The sequence below is a fragment of the Paenibacillus sp. PDC88 genome (assembly GCF_900106725.1).
Taxonomy (GTDB): Bacteria; Bacillota; Bacilli; order Paenibacillales; family Paenibacillaceae; genus Paenibacillus; species Paenibacillus shunpengii.
Genome location: NZ_FNNT01000005.1, coordinates 399,304 through 413,215, shown reverse-complemented (window position 1 = coordinate 413,215; position 13,912 = coordinate 399,304). Strand labels below are relative to the sequence as shown.

The 13,912-nt window shown below is 49.2% G+C and carries 12 protein-coding genes; 10 read left to right on the top strand and 2 right to left on the bottom strand.

Annotated features, from left to right (window positions below; genetic code table 11):
* Nucleotides 1–56 precede the first annotated feature (56 nt).
* Both BLW49_RS17720 and BLW49_RS17715 read left to right on the top strand, forming a co-directional pair.
* The gene (locus tag BLW49_RS17720; RefSeq protein ID WP_090725871.1) at nt 57–710 is read left to right on the top strand and encodes an amino acid ABC transporter permease; all 654 of its coding nucleotides are present in this window, start codon (nt 57–59) and stop codon (nt 708–710) included.
* Between the two features lie 157 nt (nt 711–867).
* Entirely contained in the window at nt 868–2,943 is a 2,076-nt protein-coding gene (locus BLW49_RS17715; RefSeq protein ID WP_076314921.1) for a methyl-accepting chemotaxis protein, read from the top strand.
* Nucleotides 2,944–3,004: 61 nt separating this feature from the next.
* Here BLW49_RS17715 and murQ read toward each other — a convergent pair whose 3' ends face one another.
* Together murQ and BLW49_RS17705 are read right to left on the bottom strand one after the other, a co-directional pair.
* Nucleotides 3,005–3,925, bottom strand: coding sequence for an N-acetylmuramic acid 6-phosphate etherase (gene murQ, locus BLW49_RS17710; RefSeq protein WP_090725869.1), 921 nt, complete (start codon nt 3,923–3,925; stop codon nt 3,005–3,007).
* A 161-nt stretch (nt 3,926–4,086) separates the two neighbouring features.
* Nucleotides 4,087–5,052: an N-acetylglucosamine kinase gene (locus tag BLW49_RS17705; protein WP_177178774.1), complete on the bottom strand. Its 966-nt coding sequence runs from the start codon at nt 5,050–5,052 to the stop codon at nt 4,087–4,089.
* A gap of 213 nt (nt 5,053–5,265) precedes the next feature.
* Between BLW49_RS17705 and BLW49_RS17700 the strand changes: the two genes are divergently transcribed.
* From BLW49_RS17700 to BLW49_RS17665, 8 genes are all read left to right on the top strand, one after another.
* Complete coding sequence (locus BLW49_RS17700) at nt 5,266–6,102, top strand: MurR/RpiR family transcriptional regulator (protein ID WP_076314918.1); 837 nt, start codon at nt 5,266–5,268, stop codon at nt 6,100–6,102.
* A 52-nt stretch (nt 6,103–6,154) separates the two neighbouring features.
* On the top strand, nt 6,155–7,501 hold the full coding sequence (locus BLW49_RS17695; RefSeq protein ID WP_090725865.1) for an ABC transporter substrate-binding protein: 1,347 nt from the start codon (nt 6,155–6,157) through the stop codon (nt 7,499–7,501).
* Between the two features lie 36 nt (nt 7,502–7,537).
* Nucleotides 7,538–8,890, top strand: coding sequence for an ABC transporter substrate-binding protein (locus tag BLW49_RS17690; protein WP_090725864.1), 1,353 nt, complete (start codon nt 7,538–7,540; stop codon nt 8,888–8,890).
* Nucleotides 8,891–8,996: 106 nt separating this feature from the next.
* Complete coding sequence (locus BLW49_RS17685) at nt 8,997–9,917, top strand: carbohydrate ABC transporter permease (protein WP_076314915.1); 921 nt, start codon at nt 8,997–8,999, stop codon at nt 9,915–9,917.
* Nucleotides 9,918–9,949: 32 nt separating this feature from the next.
* Complete coding sequence (locus tag BLW49_RS17680) at nt 9,950–10,783, top strand: carbohydrate ABC transporter permease (RefSeq protein ID WP_076314966.1); 834 nt, start codon at nt 9,950–9,952, stop codon at nt 10,781–10,783.
* Between the two features lie 21 nt (nt 10,784–10,804).
* Nucleotides 10,805–11,914, top strand: coding sequence for an ABC transporter ATP-binding protein (locus tag BLW49_RS17675; RefSeq protein WP_076314914.1), 1,110 nt, complete (start codon nt 10,805–10,807; stop codon nt 11,912–11,914).
* Between the two features lie 42 nt (nt 11,915–11,956).
* On the top strand, nt 11,957–12,655 hold the full coding sequence (locus tag BLW49_RS17670; RefSeq protein ID WP_090725862.1) for a hypothetical protein: 699 nt from the start codon (nt 11,957–11,959) through the stop codon (nt 12,653–12,655).
* A gap of 80 nt (nt 12,656–12,735) precedes the next feature.
* On the top strand, nt 12,736–13,908 hold the full coding sequence (locus BLW49_RS17665; RefSeq protein WP_090725860.1) for an exo-beta-N-acetylmuramidase NamZ family protein: 1,173 nt from the start codon (nt 12,736–12,738) through the stop codon (nt 13,906–13,908).
* The last annotated feature ends 4 nt before the right edge of the window (nt 13,909–13,912 follow it).

Sequence of the window (13,912 nt, the reverse complement as noted above, 5' to 3'; positions counted from 1 at the left end):
CGGTATGTGCGGCGCATGCTTTTCTTGCTGCCCATTAAATTAAGGGAGTGCAGCTCATGGATAATTTTAGATTTGATATTATCGTGGAGTATCTGCCATTGATACTGAGAGGCATGCTTCTGACGATCGGGCTCTCCATCGTTTCCATTCTGCTTGGTGCTGTCCTGGGATTGTTTATTTCATTCGGAAAAATGGCGAAGCCGAAGTACTTGAACTGGCCTGCGAGCCTGTATATCAACTTTTTTCGAGGAACGCCTTTTTATGTTCAAATTCTGATTGTTCACTTCGGTGTTGTGCCGATGTTCTATGGGAGCACGGATGCAATCACGGCGGGAATCTTGTCCATGACGCTGAATTCTGCCGCGTATATGGCAGAGATTTATCGAGCAGGAATTCAATCCGTCGATCAAGGTCAGTTTGAAGCAGCCTATTCCTCCGGAATGAACCGCTACCAGACGATGCGTTATATCATCATGCCTCAGGCTATAAAGCGCATGATTCCGGCGTTTGGTAATGAATTCATCGTGCTGGTCAAGGATTCCTCGCTGCTTGCGATCATTTCTGTTCAGGAAATTATGTTCTGGAGCAACGCGATGAGAGGTCAGTATTATGCGATCTGGGAGCCGTACTTAACAGCTGCGCTGATCTATTTTATACTGACGTATCTGCTTAGCAAGCTGTTATCTTACATTGAATGTAAACTAAAATGAAAAATTTCAGAAAATGTATAAAATCTCAGCCTCCACTTGCCGATAGATAAGATGTTCTGTCTTTTTTTATAGACAGTATGCAGTTGGCGTCATCTTCAGTGATGCATTAACAAGCTGCATAAATTACACATTTTGTAGAAAGGGGGGCTTTTTCTTTATGAAGGAATTATTGAAAAAAAGCTTAGCAAAAGTGAAGCTGGCTAACAAAAGCGAAGCAAATAAGAACAAGGAAGATAGCAGTAATGAGAATTCAAGAAATGAAAAGGTTAGCAAAGAAAAGAAGAGCTTGTTGTCTTTTAGAGTAAGGTTGATTGCAGCATTTCTATTCTTCCTGTTCCTGCCTAGTATAGCGATCTTCTGGGTTTCATATCATACGGCTGATTCAGAGATTCGGAAGTCGGATCAGGAGACAATGGAGCAATCCCTTGCCCTTGTCAGCAAGCAGATTGACTCCTTGATTGACAGTCAGAAGGCAAATATCAATTTGCTTGCAAGACAGACGAATGCGGCGCAAATTGCCAATCAAAGTCCACAGGCCCAGCGGCTGCTTGATGATTTGAAGGATGCCAACCCTCAGGTTGAATCTCTCGTCATCGTATCGTCTCGCGGAGACCAGCAAATGAAAGCCCCAATGTATGGAATGAATGAATCTGTGACAGATCAGCCCTGGTATCAGGATGCTCAAAGCAGTGAAGAGGTTATCGTAACGAAGCCTTATAAATCGAGCTCGACAGGTAATGTAGTTGTAACGTTGGCCAAAGTATTATCCGATGGTCAAGGGGTAGCAAGTATGCAGATCAGTCTGGCAGCACTGACTTCTACAGTGAATGATGTACATATTGGAGAAACAGGTATCGTGTATCTGGTAGATGGTGATGGAAATTATCTTGTGCATTCCCGTTTTAATGCAGGAACCAGTGCCCTGGAGACGCTATCCAATTCGGTGTTGGCACAGGATAACGGGGACCTGAGTTATACCATAGGAAATGCGGAGAAATATGCATTCTTTAGCACGCATGGAGCTACAGGCTGGAAGCTCGTTGCAGAAATGGACTATGCCGAAGTGGAAGAAGCCTCTCGTCCGATCCTTAACGCACTGATCGTCGTGCTTGGTATTTCTGCCATTGTGGGAATGGGGCTTATGGTACTGATGATTCGCAGCTTGCATCGCCCGATACAGGCAATGGTCAGAGCGTCCCGTGATATTGGAAATGGGGATCTGACCATCGATCTGACCGTGAAGCGCAGGGACGAATACGGCATTCTGGCGGAAGGGTTTAATAGAATGACCAGCTCCCTCCGATCCGTACTCGGAGAAGTGAGTGAAACGTCGCATCAGCTTGCAGCGTCCTCTCAGCAGCTGGCAGCAAGCTCCGAGCAGACAACAAAGGCAACAGAACAGCTGGCCACAATTATGCAGGAGACGGCAACGGGGACGATTCAATCCAATCAAAGCCTTGGCGAAGCCAAGCAGCTCGTTGAAGAGATGTCCCGCGGTGTAAGAGCTATTACAAACCAAGCTGGAGAAGTGACTCTGGCAGCCAAGCAGGTATCTGAAGAGTCCCAGGCCGGTATGGCGAGTATCGATCAAGCGAAGCATCAAATGGATCAGATCGGTGCTTCAGCGGGTGACCTCAATGAGGTGATTCAAGGGCTCGGAGATAAATCATTAGAGATACGTAAGATTGTTGAAGTCATTACGAATATCGCGAAACAGACGAATATTTTATCGCTGAATGCTTCAATTGAAGCGTCAAGAGCAGGTGAGCATGGGCGGGGATTCGCTGTTGTAGCGAACGAAGTGAAGGAGCTGGCAGCGCAGTCGGCCGCTTCTGCAGCACAAATTGCTAAATTGACCCATGAAATGGAGCAGGGAACAGGAGCTGCGACAGCATCGATGGGCACGGCATCTAAAGAAATTACGAAAGGGATCGCTACAGTCCAGGAGGCAGGCGAGCGGTTCAGAGTGATTCTGCACTCCATTCAAGAGGTTGCGGCTCAGATGGAGGAAGTATCCTCAGCCTCGAAGCAGATGGATGCCTCTATGGCCCATGTCGGAGAATCATTTGAGGTCGCTGTAGCGATCTCGGATCAGATATCCGCTGGCGCACAGGAAGGGTCTGCGGCTTCGGAAGAGCAGCTGGCAGCCATGCAGGAGGTCGCTTCTTCTGCAGTAACTTTATCTAATATAGCGGATGAGCTTCAGGAGATTATTCAGCGTTTCAAATTGTAGATTGAAATGACAGAGTGCCCCATCTATTCCTTAGTGCTAAGGATAGAGGGGCGCTCTTTTCTTATGAAGTGGGATTGCTGTCAATCGCCTTACGAACATAGCCTTTGGATGAAAGGAGCAGCTTCCTCGCTGAGGATGCGTCTGAACCGGTCATAATCATAACAATGGCGGTCTTGACATGGCCATCTGATTCGATATAGGCATCCTTGATCTGCTCCTCGGAGGCTCCGGTTGCCAGCTTGATGATACGTTTGGCACGATCGACCAGCTTCTCATTGGAAGGGTTAAGATCAATCATCAAATTCCGGTATACTTTACCGGAGCGGATCATGGCTGTGGTCGTCAGCATATTGAGAATCAGCTTCTGTGCGGACCCGGACTTCATTCGGGTAGAACCCATGATGACTTCGGGTCCGGTTACGGCTTCAATCGTATAGTCTGCCAGCGGTTTCATGTCCGAATTGGGGTTATTGCACAGTCCGACTACAAGAGCGCCCAGAGCGCGGGCTTCCTTCATGGCACCCAGTACATAAGGTGTTCTGCCGCTCGCGGCAATGCCAATGACAACATCATTGGGGCCGACCTGATGGGATTTCATATCTTCGCTGCCCCCTTGTTCGCTGTCCTCCGCACCTTCCACAGGTGTTCGGACGGCCTCGAAGCCGCCTGCGATAACCCCCTGAACCAGTGATGGATCCGTACCGTAGGTGGGGGGACACTCAGATGCATCGAGGATGCCGATTCTGCCGCTGGTACCGGCACCGACATAAAATAAACGTCCACCTCGTTCAAAGCTCTCCACTATACAATCGGCAACCTTTGCAATATCGGGTATGAGTGGCCTGATTACCTTGGCGATCTGCTGATCCTCATCGTTAATGAGCTTCATGATTTCAATGGAATCCAGCTGATCAATATGATCTGTTCTCGGATTGGGCTGTTCAGTAATCAACTGGCTAAGTTTATGGCTTAGATGATTCATAATAAGGTACGGCCTCCTTCGCTCCTGGCCCCCATTCTAGAATAGAAAGTGATTTGTGCTATTCGTATATATACGGGGCATCTTGATTGCAAGCTTTTCTATATTAATGAACCTTTGTTTGTAAGTAACGGAAAGGCAAATTCACTCGGGATTACACCATACTATACGAGTCCATCGGCTCCTTGATCGGGGTAGAAGAACCGCTGTCGTGCTATCAGGGCTGCGCCGTAAGCCGGCGGTCTGTCTGCTGAACCTGTAACCATATGAAGGTGGGGAAAGATCTTACTTAAGCATTCCTTATAGTGCGTTCTATATATGGAGGAGTGGAGAAAGATAGAACCGGTTGCAGCTACAGTTTCTTGTTGGAGATCAGGGTGAGAATGCAGCAGAGCGGTAGTTGTGTCGGCCAGACTTGCGGCCTGAGATCTAAGTATGCTGATTGCAAGCGGATCTCCTTCCTCAGCGGCACGGATGCACAGCTTAGCATAAGAAGCGATGCTCTTCTTACTGAAGGGTTGTTGATAGATGAAGGTGCGGAGCTCTGTGATCTCGTTTAATTGACAGGCTTCTTGAACGAGGGAAGTCAGCAAGGTAGGTGGGGCGATTCGGTCATAACTTCTCATGATCCCTTGAAGGGTCTGCAGACCAATCTGATAACCGCTGCCCTCATCGCCAAGGAGATGCCCCCAGCCTCCTGCACGGTGAATGCTTCCCTCTCTTGTGAATCCATAAACAATGGAGCCTGTTCCGGCGATCACGAGCACACCTGTATGCTCCCCTGATGCTGCCATGAGAGATATCTCGCCCTCTGTACAAACGGTAATCGGAAAGGAGAGAGATCTGTGCTTCATACATTGTCTGACCTGATTAATAAGTGTGCTCTTCTCTTCATCCGATTGTATACCTGACATACCAAGACAAATTCCTTTACACATAATTGAGCGCTCATTAATAAACGTGAATGTTGTTTCCAGTAATCGATTGAGCTCATTAGCAGCTTCAAGAGGTGAAGTTGTATAGGGATTTGTTGCCCCGCCATCGAATTGAGCGAGAATAGATTTATCTTCGAGCATGGTTACTACTTCGGTTTTGGAACCGCCACCATCCACGCCAATAAAGACATTCATCGCTTCACCCCTTCTCATTTTTTATTAAGTATAGGTCATAATTTCCAGAATGTAAAATAAAATTTTAAGTAAATAAATTATTATTGAAATTATATTTCATACCTCATATAATAATATCAATCCAAGCATATTTGGAAGGATAGAGAACCGATTATGTTAGTTTATCTAACCTATTAGTACATATTTTATTGAAATGGAGGTGGAACTGCTCTCATGAATGGTGGCTTGGTTCGTCTCAAGGAAGCCTATGAAACACTGAATCCTTCGGAGCGTAAGATTGCGGCTTATATTCTGCAGCAGCCTGGCGAGATCATCGAGCTCTCCGTTGCCGAGCTGGCAGCGAAGAGCGGTGCAAGTCAGGCAGCGATCATCCGCCTATGCAAAACGATCGGCTTCAAAGGTTATCAGGACCTGAAAATTAAGGTGGCTGGTGACTTGCAGGGGTCGGATGAGCAGGCAGGCTATCAGGAGATCAGACCGAATGACAGTGTATCTGCGATGATCCGAAGTGTATCGAACAATAATATTCAGTCCATCCGGGATACGCTGAAGATTATGGACGAGGCGATGGTTGAGCGAGCCGTTTCTTTAATGGATCAGGCAAGGCGTATTTATTTTTTTGGCGTTGGAGCTTCCAATCTGATAGCTATGGATGCACAGCAGAAATTTCTAAGAATTAACAAGATGAGCTTCTCCTTCGCTGATCCGCATCAGCAGCTCACATCAGCGGTCACAATGACAGAAGAAGATGTAGCCGTCTGCATTTCCTATTCGGGTGAAACGGAAGAAGTGCTTCGTGTCGCCGAACTGGTTCGGAAGCGGGGGGCAGAAGTGATCAGCATGACCAAGTACGGCCATTCCAAGCTGAGCAAGCTGGCGACCGTACCTCTATACACATCATCCACAGAGAGTGAGATTCGAAGCGGTGCGATGGGTTCCCGGATGACTCAGCTTAATCTGATTGATATTTTGTATCTCTGTGTAGCCAGCAAGAATTACGAGCAGTCGGTCAAATATCTGGAGGAGAGCAGGCGGGCCCTGAGAAGGTAGTCTAATCTACGGTGTTCCTTTACGTGGAACGAACGAGGGGAGATAGGTGCTAATGCGTAAGACATGGATTATGCTGACCTCTATTCTGATGTTTGCGGTGACAGCCTGCAGCGGCGGGGGAGGAAGCAGCGAGCAAAGCGCGGATGCCAAGGATACGGTGACAGTCTGGACATATCCTGTTCATAACAAGTATGAAGAGGACCTGAAGGAGCTCCTCGCTGATTTTAATAAGGAGCACCCGAATATTACCGTCAAGACCGAGATGCTCACCTGGGCTGAAGGCCCCAAGAAATTTGATGTTGCCCTGAATGCGGGCAATCCGCCCGATCTGTATTTTCACAGTGTAGATGGAAGTTACGTCGATTCTGGTCTGGCTATTCAGCTGGATGATTATCTGACGCCTGAGATCAAGGAGGATTATTACCCGGGAACGCTTGAGCTCGGGCAGATTCAAGGCAAACAATACGGGCTTCCGATCTATCAGTACCAATGGGGCTGGGGCGGCAACAAACGTATTCTTGAGGAAGCCGGAGTCGATTGGCAGAAGATCCAGCAGGAGGGATGGACTTGGGATGAATTCCTGGAGCTCGCACCTAAGCTGATGGGGACTGCTCCTGACGGATCTCCGCAATATGCCTTTGTAACTGAAGGGCAGACGATGGAGATTATGGAGCTGCTGTCCCGCAATAACAACATGCCGGATGTGCTGAATGCGGAAGGTGAGTTCCAGTGGAATGATGACCGAATTCTGGAGACACTTAAATTCCTGGAGACCCTTCGTACAGAAGGTTATATGCCCAAAGAGACCGCAGCCATTGCTCCTGCGAAACGTGTAGAAATGTTCTATGCAGAGCAGGCGGCCATTATCTCCAAGGCAATTCCATATTACGATGTGCTCATCAAGCAGCGGAATGCGGATATTGATGCAGGAACAGTGCAAGGTGCCAAGGTTGAATTCGTATTGCTGCCGGTCCCACATCATAAGGATGCTCCTCAGAAATCAACGATGGGCGGCGAGGGCTACGTAGCTTTTAGGCAAAAGAATGATAAGGGCGAGCAGCATGCCAAGAACACGTTCCTCGTTATGGAAGCGCTGAGTGGTGCCAAAGCCGGGAATTCGGCCAATGAGCTCGTGCTGCCGTTTGTTAGAAAGTCACAGGCTGAATATTTTGAAGGCAAGGGTCTGGGCACGCCGGAAACGCTGGAGGCAGCCCGTATCATGGCAGAGCATATGGAGCAGCCGGTTGTTCTCTCGCTTGATTCAGCGCTGGCAGCGAAGCAGAAGCAGTTCAAGGAACAGGTAATGAAGCCGAACATTCAGGCGTTATTTACAGGTGAGAAGACAGCCGAAGAGATAGCGGCCGAGTTTAAGGCTAAGGGAGAAGAGATGTTCAAGTAGATTCTTAGATGCGATGCGAAAAAGGGGGAAGTGTATATGAAAAAACCGCTTGCGCTTATGATCGCTATGATGATGCTCATCGTGACAGCCTGCGGCGGCAATTCAGGGAGTGATGCGGAGACCGTCGATGCCGATGCCAAGGATACGGTAACCGTGTGGACTTACCCTGTTCATGGCACATACGAAGATGAGCTGAAGGAGCTTATCGCTGATTTTAATCAGGAGCATCCCCATATTACGGTTGAGTACGAAATGCTTACATGGGCAGAGGGGCCTAAGAAGTTTGACGTCGCTCTGAATGCAGGTAATCCGCCAGATCTGTATTTTCACAGTGTCGATGGCGCTTATGTGAAGACAGGGCTTGCGCTTGAATTGGACTCTTACCTGACCGATGAGATCAAGAATGACTACGTGCCCGGCACACTAGAGCTTGGCCAAATTCAAGGCAAACAGTATGGACTGCCGCTCTATCAATTCCAGTGGGCTTGGGGCGGCAATAAGCGCATCCTGGAGGAAGCGGGAATCGACTGGAAGCAGATCCAGCAGGAGGGCTGGACCTGGAGTGAATTTAACGAGGCGGCGGCCAAGCTTACAGGTACGGCTCCTGACGGCACCACGCAGTATGCGCTCGTCACAGACGGAACCTCGTTAGATTTTATCGAAATGCTGACACGCAATAACGGAATGCCCGATGTGCTTAACGCCAGCGGCGAATTTCAGTGGAATGACCATCGTATATTAGACACCCTTACCTTCATAGACAACCTCATTGATCAAGGCTATATGCCGAAAGAAACCGCAGCTATCGCTCCCGCCAAACGAACGGATATGTTCTATGCCGGGCAAGCGGCAATCATCTCCAAAGCACTTCCCTATTACGATGTCATGATTCAGAACCGTAACAAAGATATTGATGCCGGCACGGTCCAAGGCGAAAAAATCGAATTTGTACTGCTTCCCGTACCTCATAACGACGGGGCGGAGCCTAAGACAACCATGGGCGGAGAAGGTTATGTTGCCTTCAAGCAAAAGAATGACAAGGGCGAGCAGCATGCCAAGAACACGTTCCTTGTGATGGAGGCACTGAGCGGCGCCAAAGCAGGGAACTCGGCTAACGAGCTTGTACTTCCTTTCGTTCGAAACTCACAAGCTGAGTACTTTGAAGGCAAGGGCCTGGGCACACCGGACACCATAGAAGCCGCGAATATGATGGCAGAGCATATCGAAATTCCGGTAACCCTCTCACTCGACATTGACAAGTCTGCGCAGCAGAAGCAGTTCAAGGAACAAGTCGTCAAGCCAAACATTCAAGCCCTGTTCTCCGGCGAGAAGACACCTGAGCAAATTGCGGAGGACTTCAAGGCAAAGGCAGAGCAAATGCTCAAATAAATAGCGTCATCTGCAGAGGAGGCTGTCCTGAGGACGAAGTCCTCAGGAGCCTTTTTCGCTAGAAGGAATGGTCAATTCTACGACAAACACAAGGGGTGAGAGAACGATGCAGACATCACTTGCGCCAAAAAGGACACCTTCCCGCCAAAGCCCAATGCGAGCGATTAAGGAATATGGCTGGGCTTATCTCTTCATCTTAGCTCCGGTTCTCTTGTTCCTCGTATTTACACTGTATCCCGTAGGTCATGCTTTTTTTATGAGCTTTCAGGAGTATGGCATTATGAATTCCACCTGGGTAGGGATGGATAACTACAGCCGGTTGTTCCAGGACGCTACATTCTGGAAGTCGATGCGAAACACCGTTATTTTTACACTGGGAACCGTGCCGGTCAACATTATCATTACCTTCGTCTTGTCTGTGCTGATCTTTCAAATGAAGAGCAAGTGGCAGACCTTCTTCAAGGCAACGCTATACCTGCCGGCTGTTGCCTCCGGCGTGACAATCTCCGTGGTGTGGCTGGCTATATTTGATCCAACCGAAGTCGGACTTCTCAACAGATTCCTCAGCTGGTTCGGGCTTGATCCTGTAATCTGGCTGGGACAATCCAGTACAGCACTCTTCTCGCTCATCCTCATGAGCTGGCTCGGCTCCCATGGGGCAGGGATCATTCTCTACATGGCCGCTCTGGGCGGCATTCCGAAGTCGCTCTATGAAGCGGCAGATATTGATCATGCCAGTGCATGGACCAAATTTACGAAGATTACGTGGCCCCTGCTTAAACCAACGACGCTCTATCTGCTCGTTACAGGTGTAATCGGGTCGTTCCAGGTCTTCATTTCGGTGTATCTAATGACCCAGGGGGGTCCGAATTTTGCGACAACGACAATCGCTTATTTGATCTATCAGACCGCTTTCGTATTCTATGAGTTTGGTCTGGCTTCGGCTCAGTCCTTCGTACTTGCTCTTATCATCGTGGTCATCTCCATAATCCAGTTTAAATACTTCTCCAGTGATGTTGAATATTAAAGGCAGCTATAGAGGGGGTGTGATGTATGACGATGAAACTACAAAAAAAATCGGTCCTGCTCATTCTGGCAGCCGTTATTATTTTACTCTGGGCGATTGTAACGATCATTCCGCTGTACTGGATGCTGGTCGGCTCTGTTCAGGATACGAAGGTGTCGGCTACTTTTCGGCCGCAGATGATTCCTGAAGTGATCTCGATGACGCCTTATGAGCGGTTCTTTGGCAAAACAGATGCCTGGCGCTGGTTATGGAATTCGTTTATTATCGCAGCGATTACCACGATTACGAACGTGTTCTTCGCTTCGCTCGCCGGTTATGCCTTCGCCAAGCTCAAGTTCCCGGGGGACAAAGCGATCTTCTGGGTCCTGCTCAGCACGATGATGATTCCTGCGCAGGTTACGCTGATTCCCCTGTATATACTTATGGTCAATGTATTTAACATCGGAGACACGTATACAGCGATCATCTTGCCAACGGCGGTCAGTGTGGGAAACATCTTTCTCATGAAGCAGTATATGTCCTCCCTTCCCACTTCACTTATTCATGCGGCACGGATTGATGCCTGCAGCGAGTTCGGGATCTTCTGGAAGGTCATACTGCCGATGGCGAAGCCGGGACTTGCCGTCCTTGCGATCTTCAGCTTCGTTGCCTCGTGGAATGAGTTCTTCTGGCCGTTCCTCATTACGAATTCAAGCGATATGCGGACTATACAGGTCGGGCTTGCTTCCTTCGTGTTCGGCGATGCGTCCGATTTTGCCGCCATGATGGCGGGAGCGACCGTGGGCGCTCTGCCGATGATTATTCTGTTCTTCTCCCTGCAGCGCTATTTCCTGCAAGGCATTACTATTGGAGCCGTTAAAGGCTGATACGTGAAAGGAGGAATACCTATGGCACGGGTGGAGTTTCGACAAGTACGCAAGCAGTTTAGTGATGACAAAAAAGGGACCTTTACCGCAGTAGCGGGCTCCGACTTCGTTATTGAGGATCAAGAATTTGTCGTGTTCGTTGGTCCCTCCGGCTGTGGAAAGACCACTTCGCTTCGAATGATTGCAGGACTAGAGAAGCAGACGAGCGGCGATATTCTCATCGGTGAGAGGGTCGTCAACGACTTGCATCCGAAGGACCGGGACATTGCCATGGTGTTTCAGGATTATGCACTCTATCCTCACATGACGATTCGGGAGAACCTGTCTTTTGGTCTTCGCAATCTGAAGAAGGATAAAGAGTATATTAATCAGCAGGTGGAAAATGCCGCCGGTATTTTGGGACTCACACATATGCTTGAACGTAAGCCGAGAGAGCTGTCCGGCGGTCAGCGCCAGCGTGTGGCTGTCGGCCGGGCCATCGTCCGGGACCCGCAGGTGTTTCTGTTCGATGAGCCGCTCTCGAACCTTGACGCCAAGCTTCGCATTCAGATGCGGGTAGAGCTTAGCGAGCTTCACAAGCGGCTTGGAGCAACGATTGTATATGTTACCCATGACCAGGTAGAAGCGATGACCCTCGGGGAGCGAATTGTAGTCATGAACAACGGTATTATCCAGCAGATTGACTCCCCGACGGAGCTGTATGCGAATCCGCAAAATATGTTTGTTGCCGGATTTATCGGATCTCCAGCGATGAACTTCATTGATGCTGTCGTGGAGGGCAACAGAATTCGCATCGAAGGGGCTGAGCTGACGCTTACAGATGAGGTAGCTGCCGGGCTTGCAGGTTACCATGGCAAGAAGGTGGTGCTCGGCATCCGCCCAGAGCATATCTATGGAGAAGACATTGCGCCGAGTCTGAATGAATATCACAAGATTGAGGCGAAGATCGATGTCGTTGAGCATCTTGGGTCGGAGAACCTGATCTATTTTCATATTGGAAGCCGTTTGGTTACAGCGAAGGTTAATCCCGAAACGACAGCTTATACGGGCATGTCCAAGAACTTCTTGCTCCATTTGCATAAGGCCCATTATTTTGATCCGGAGACAGAACAAAGAATTAGGCTGAATTGAAACGGTTCATGCCAGATCGAAGAGAACAAGGAGTGAAATGCGATGCGTAAGCTGAGTGAGGTGTTGGTCAAGACGGGAGCGGAGATTTATCGGGAGATCATTCCCGTTGCCTTGTACAGTGTACTCAGTTCACTAATACTCATTCCCACGGTACTGCTGCTGCCCATAACGGCTGCCTTGTTTGTCATTCCTTTCATTTATATGCCGCTGTTCTTTGGTGTACTGCATGTGTTCCATCATAAAATGGAGCGTAAGAGCAGAAGAAACGGGCTCAAGGACTTGGCTGACGGCGTGCGAAAAGGATATTTCCCCGCGGTTGTCATGGGGCTGTTCGTATCACTGCTCGTATTCATTCTCTGGTCCACCTGGTGGTATTACGGCGGCAAAGACGGCATGCTCTATACCATTATCGCTGTGTTCCAGACTTATTTTGTGATCATGGCATTGATCTCTCAATTCCATACGTTCCAGCTCGTTCTGCAGAAGGAGCTGGGGATCTTCAAGGCAATGGGGGAAAGTGTCAAGCTGCTCCTCAGACATCCGGGGTACACCGTCGGCGCCTTCTTCCAGACGGTATGTCTTACTGTGCTGCTCGCTCTGACGGCAGTCGGCTTCCTCGTGCTGTTTAACGGAATGATGGGAATTTATATGCATAAGGTGACTGCTAATTTAATTGAGGAAGAAGAGCCTGCCGCAGATGAGTGGAATGAACAGGCGGTAACGGCAGGCTCTGTTAAATAGAGAAGCTTGCTGCAAAAATAACAATGAAGGCGCAGGGAGTGATATCCTGCGCCTTCTCTATAACCAAGGGAGGGGTTGGCATGAAGGCAAATGTGCTTACCGGAGCTGATCGGTTATCCGAATTATCGCATCCATTTCTTGAAGGCAAACGAATAGGGCTGGTTACGAACCCTACAGGCATAACTGCTGATTTCAGGACGACGATCGAGGTATGTGCACAGCTTGAGAACAGCCGGCTGACCGCCTTGTTTGCGGGAGAACACGGGCTGTACGGTGAGCGTCAGGCAGGAGTTCCGTTCGAGGATGAAATGCATCCGGTGCTAGGGATTCCCGTATTCAGCCTGTATGGCAAGCAGAAGAAACCGACGCCGGAAATGCTGGAACAGGTGGATACGGTTATTTTTGATATGCAGGATGCAGGGGTGCGCTTCTATACGTATTTATCGACTCTCTTTTATATGATGGATGCCTGTGCTGTCAGCGGAAAGTCACTACTTGTTCTTGATCGAATCAATCCAATGGGGGGAATGAAGGTAGAAGGAGGCATACTGCAGCAAGGCTATGAATCCTTTGTGGGTGCCTGGCATATGCCAATACGCTATGGGATGACGATCGGAGAGATTGCGTTGATGCGGAACAAGGAAGAGGGGAGCGGATGCGAGCTGGATGTCGTCAGGCTTGAAGGCTGGAGGCGATCCATGACCTATGCCGAGACGGGGCAGCCATGGATGATGCCGTCACCAAATATTCCCTCACCAGAAACGGCTGAGGTCTATGCAGGGACTTGTTTGTTTGAAGGGACGAATGTGTCTGAAGGACGAGGCACGACCAGACCCTTTGAGTGGATAGGGGCACCTTGGATGGACGGCGAACGAATTGCACGGCAAATGGAAGTGCATCAGCTTCCGGGTGTCCATATTCATCCCGTATATGCTTCACCGGTATATTCCAAGCATCAAGGCGCACTGTGCGGGGGCGTTCGGCTGTTCATTACGGATAGAGACCAATTCATAGCAGTAGAGACAGGGCTGATGCTGCTACACGAAATTGCACGCTCGTACCCTCAGCACTTTGAATGGACCCCGCCTCCTCCAGGCGGCGGCCGTTATTTTATTGATCTCCTCACGGGGGGAAGGGAAATTAGAGAACGGGTTCGGGACGAAGAAGGACTTCGGCAGATCATGGCGAATTGGCATCAGGATGAAGAGAAATGGCGTGAGAGAAGAGCATCTTATCTGATCTATGGGAGCTGAGAAT

Excerpts from the sequence above, each read along its gene's own strand:
- BLW49_RS17720 (WP_090725871.1), top strand. The coding sequence starts at position 57 with ATGGATAATTTTAGATTTGATATTATCGTGGAGTATCTGCCATTGATA.
- BLW49_RS17715 (WP_076314921.1), top strand. The coding sequence starts at position 868 with ATGAAGGAATTATTGAAAAAAAGCTTAGCAAAAGTGAAGCTGGCTAAC.
- murQ (WP_090725869.1), bottom strand. The coding sequence starts at position 3,925 with ATGAATCATCTAAGCCATAAACTTAGCCAGTTGATTACTGAACAGCCC.
- BLW49_RS17705 (WP_177178774.1), bottom strand. The coding sequence starts at position 5,052 with ATGAATGTCTTTATTGGCGTGGATGGTGGCGGTTCCAAAACCGAAGTA.
- BLW49_RS17700 (WP_076314918.1), top strand. The coding sequence starts at position 5,266 with ATGAATGGTGGCTTGGTTCGTCTCAAGGAAGCCTATGAAACACTGAAT.
- BLW49_RS17695 (WP_090725865.1), top strand. The coding sequence starts at position 6,155 with ATGCGTAAGACATGGATTATGCTGACCTCTATTCTGATGTTTGCGGTG.
- BLW49_RS17690 (WP_090725864.1), top strand. The coding sequence starts at position 7,538 with ATGAAAAAACCGCTTGCGCTTATGATCGCTATGATGATGCTCATCGTG.
- BLW49_RS17685 (WP_076314915.1), top strand. The coding sequence starts at position 8,997 with ATGCAGACATCACTTGCGCCAAAAAGGACACCTTCCCGCCAAAGCCCA.
- BLW49_RS17680 (WP_076314966.1), top strand. The coding sequence starts at position 9,950 with ATGAAACTACAAAAAAAATCGGTCCTGCTCATTCTGGCAGCCGTTATT.
- BLW49_RS17675 (WP_076314914.1), top strand. The coding sequence starts at position 10,805 with ATGGCACGGGTGGAGTTTCGACAAGTACGCAAGCAGTTTAGTGATGAC.
- BLW49_RS17670 (WP_090725862.1), top strand. The coding sequence starts at position 11,957 with ATGCGTAAGCTGAGTGAGGTGTTGGTCAAGACGGGAGCGGAGATTTAT.
- BLW49_RS17665 (WP_090725860.1), top strand. The coding sequence starts at position 12,736 with ATGAAGGCAAATGTGCTTACCGGAGCTGATCGGTTATCCGAATTATCG.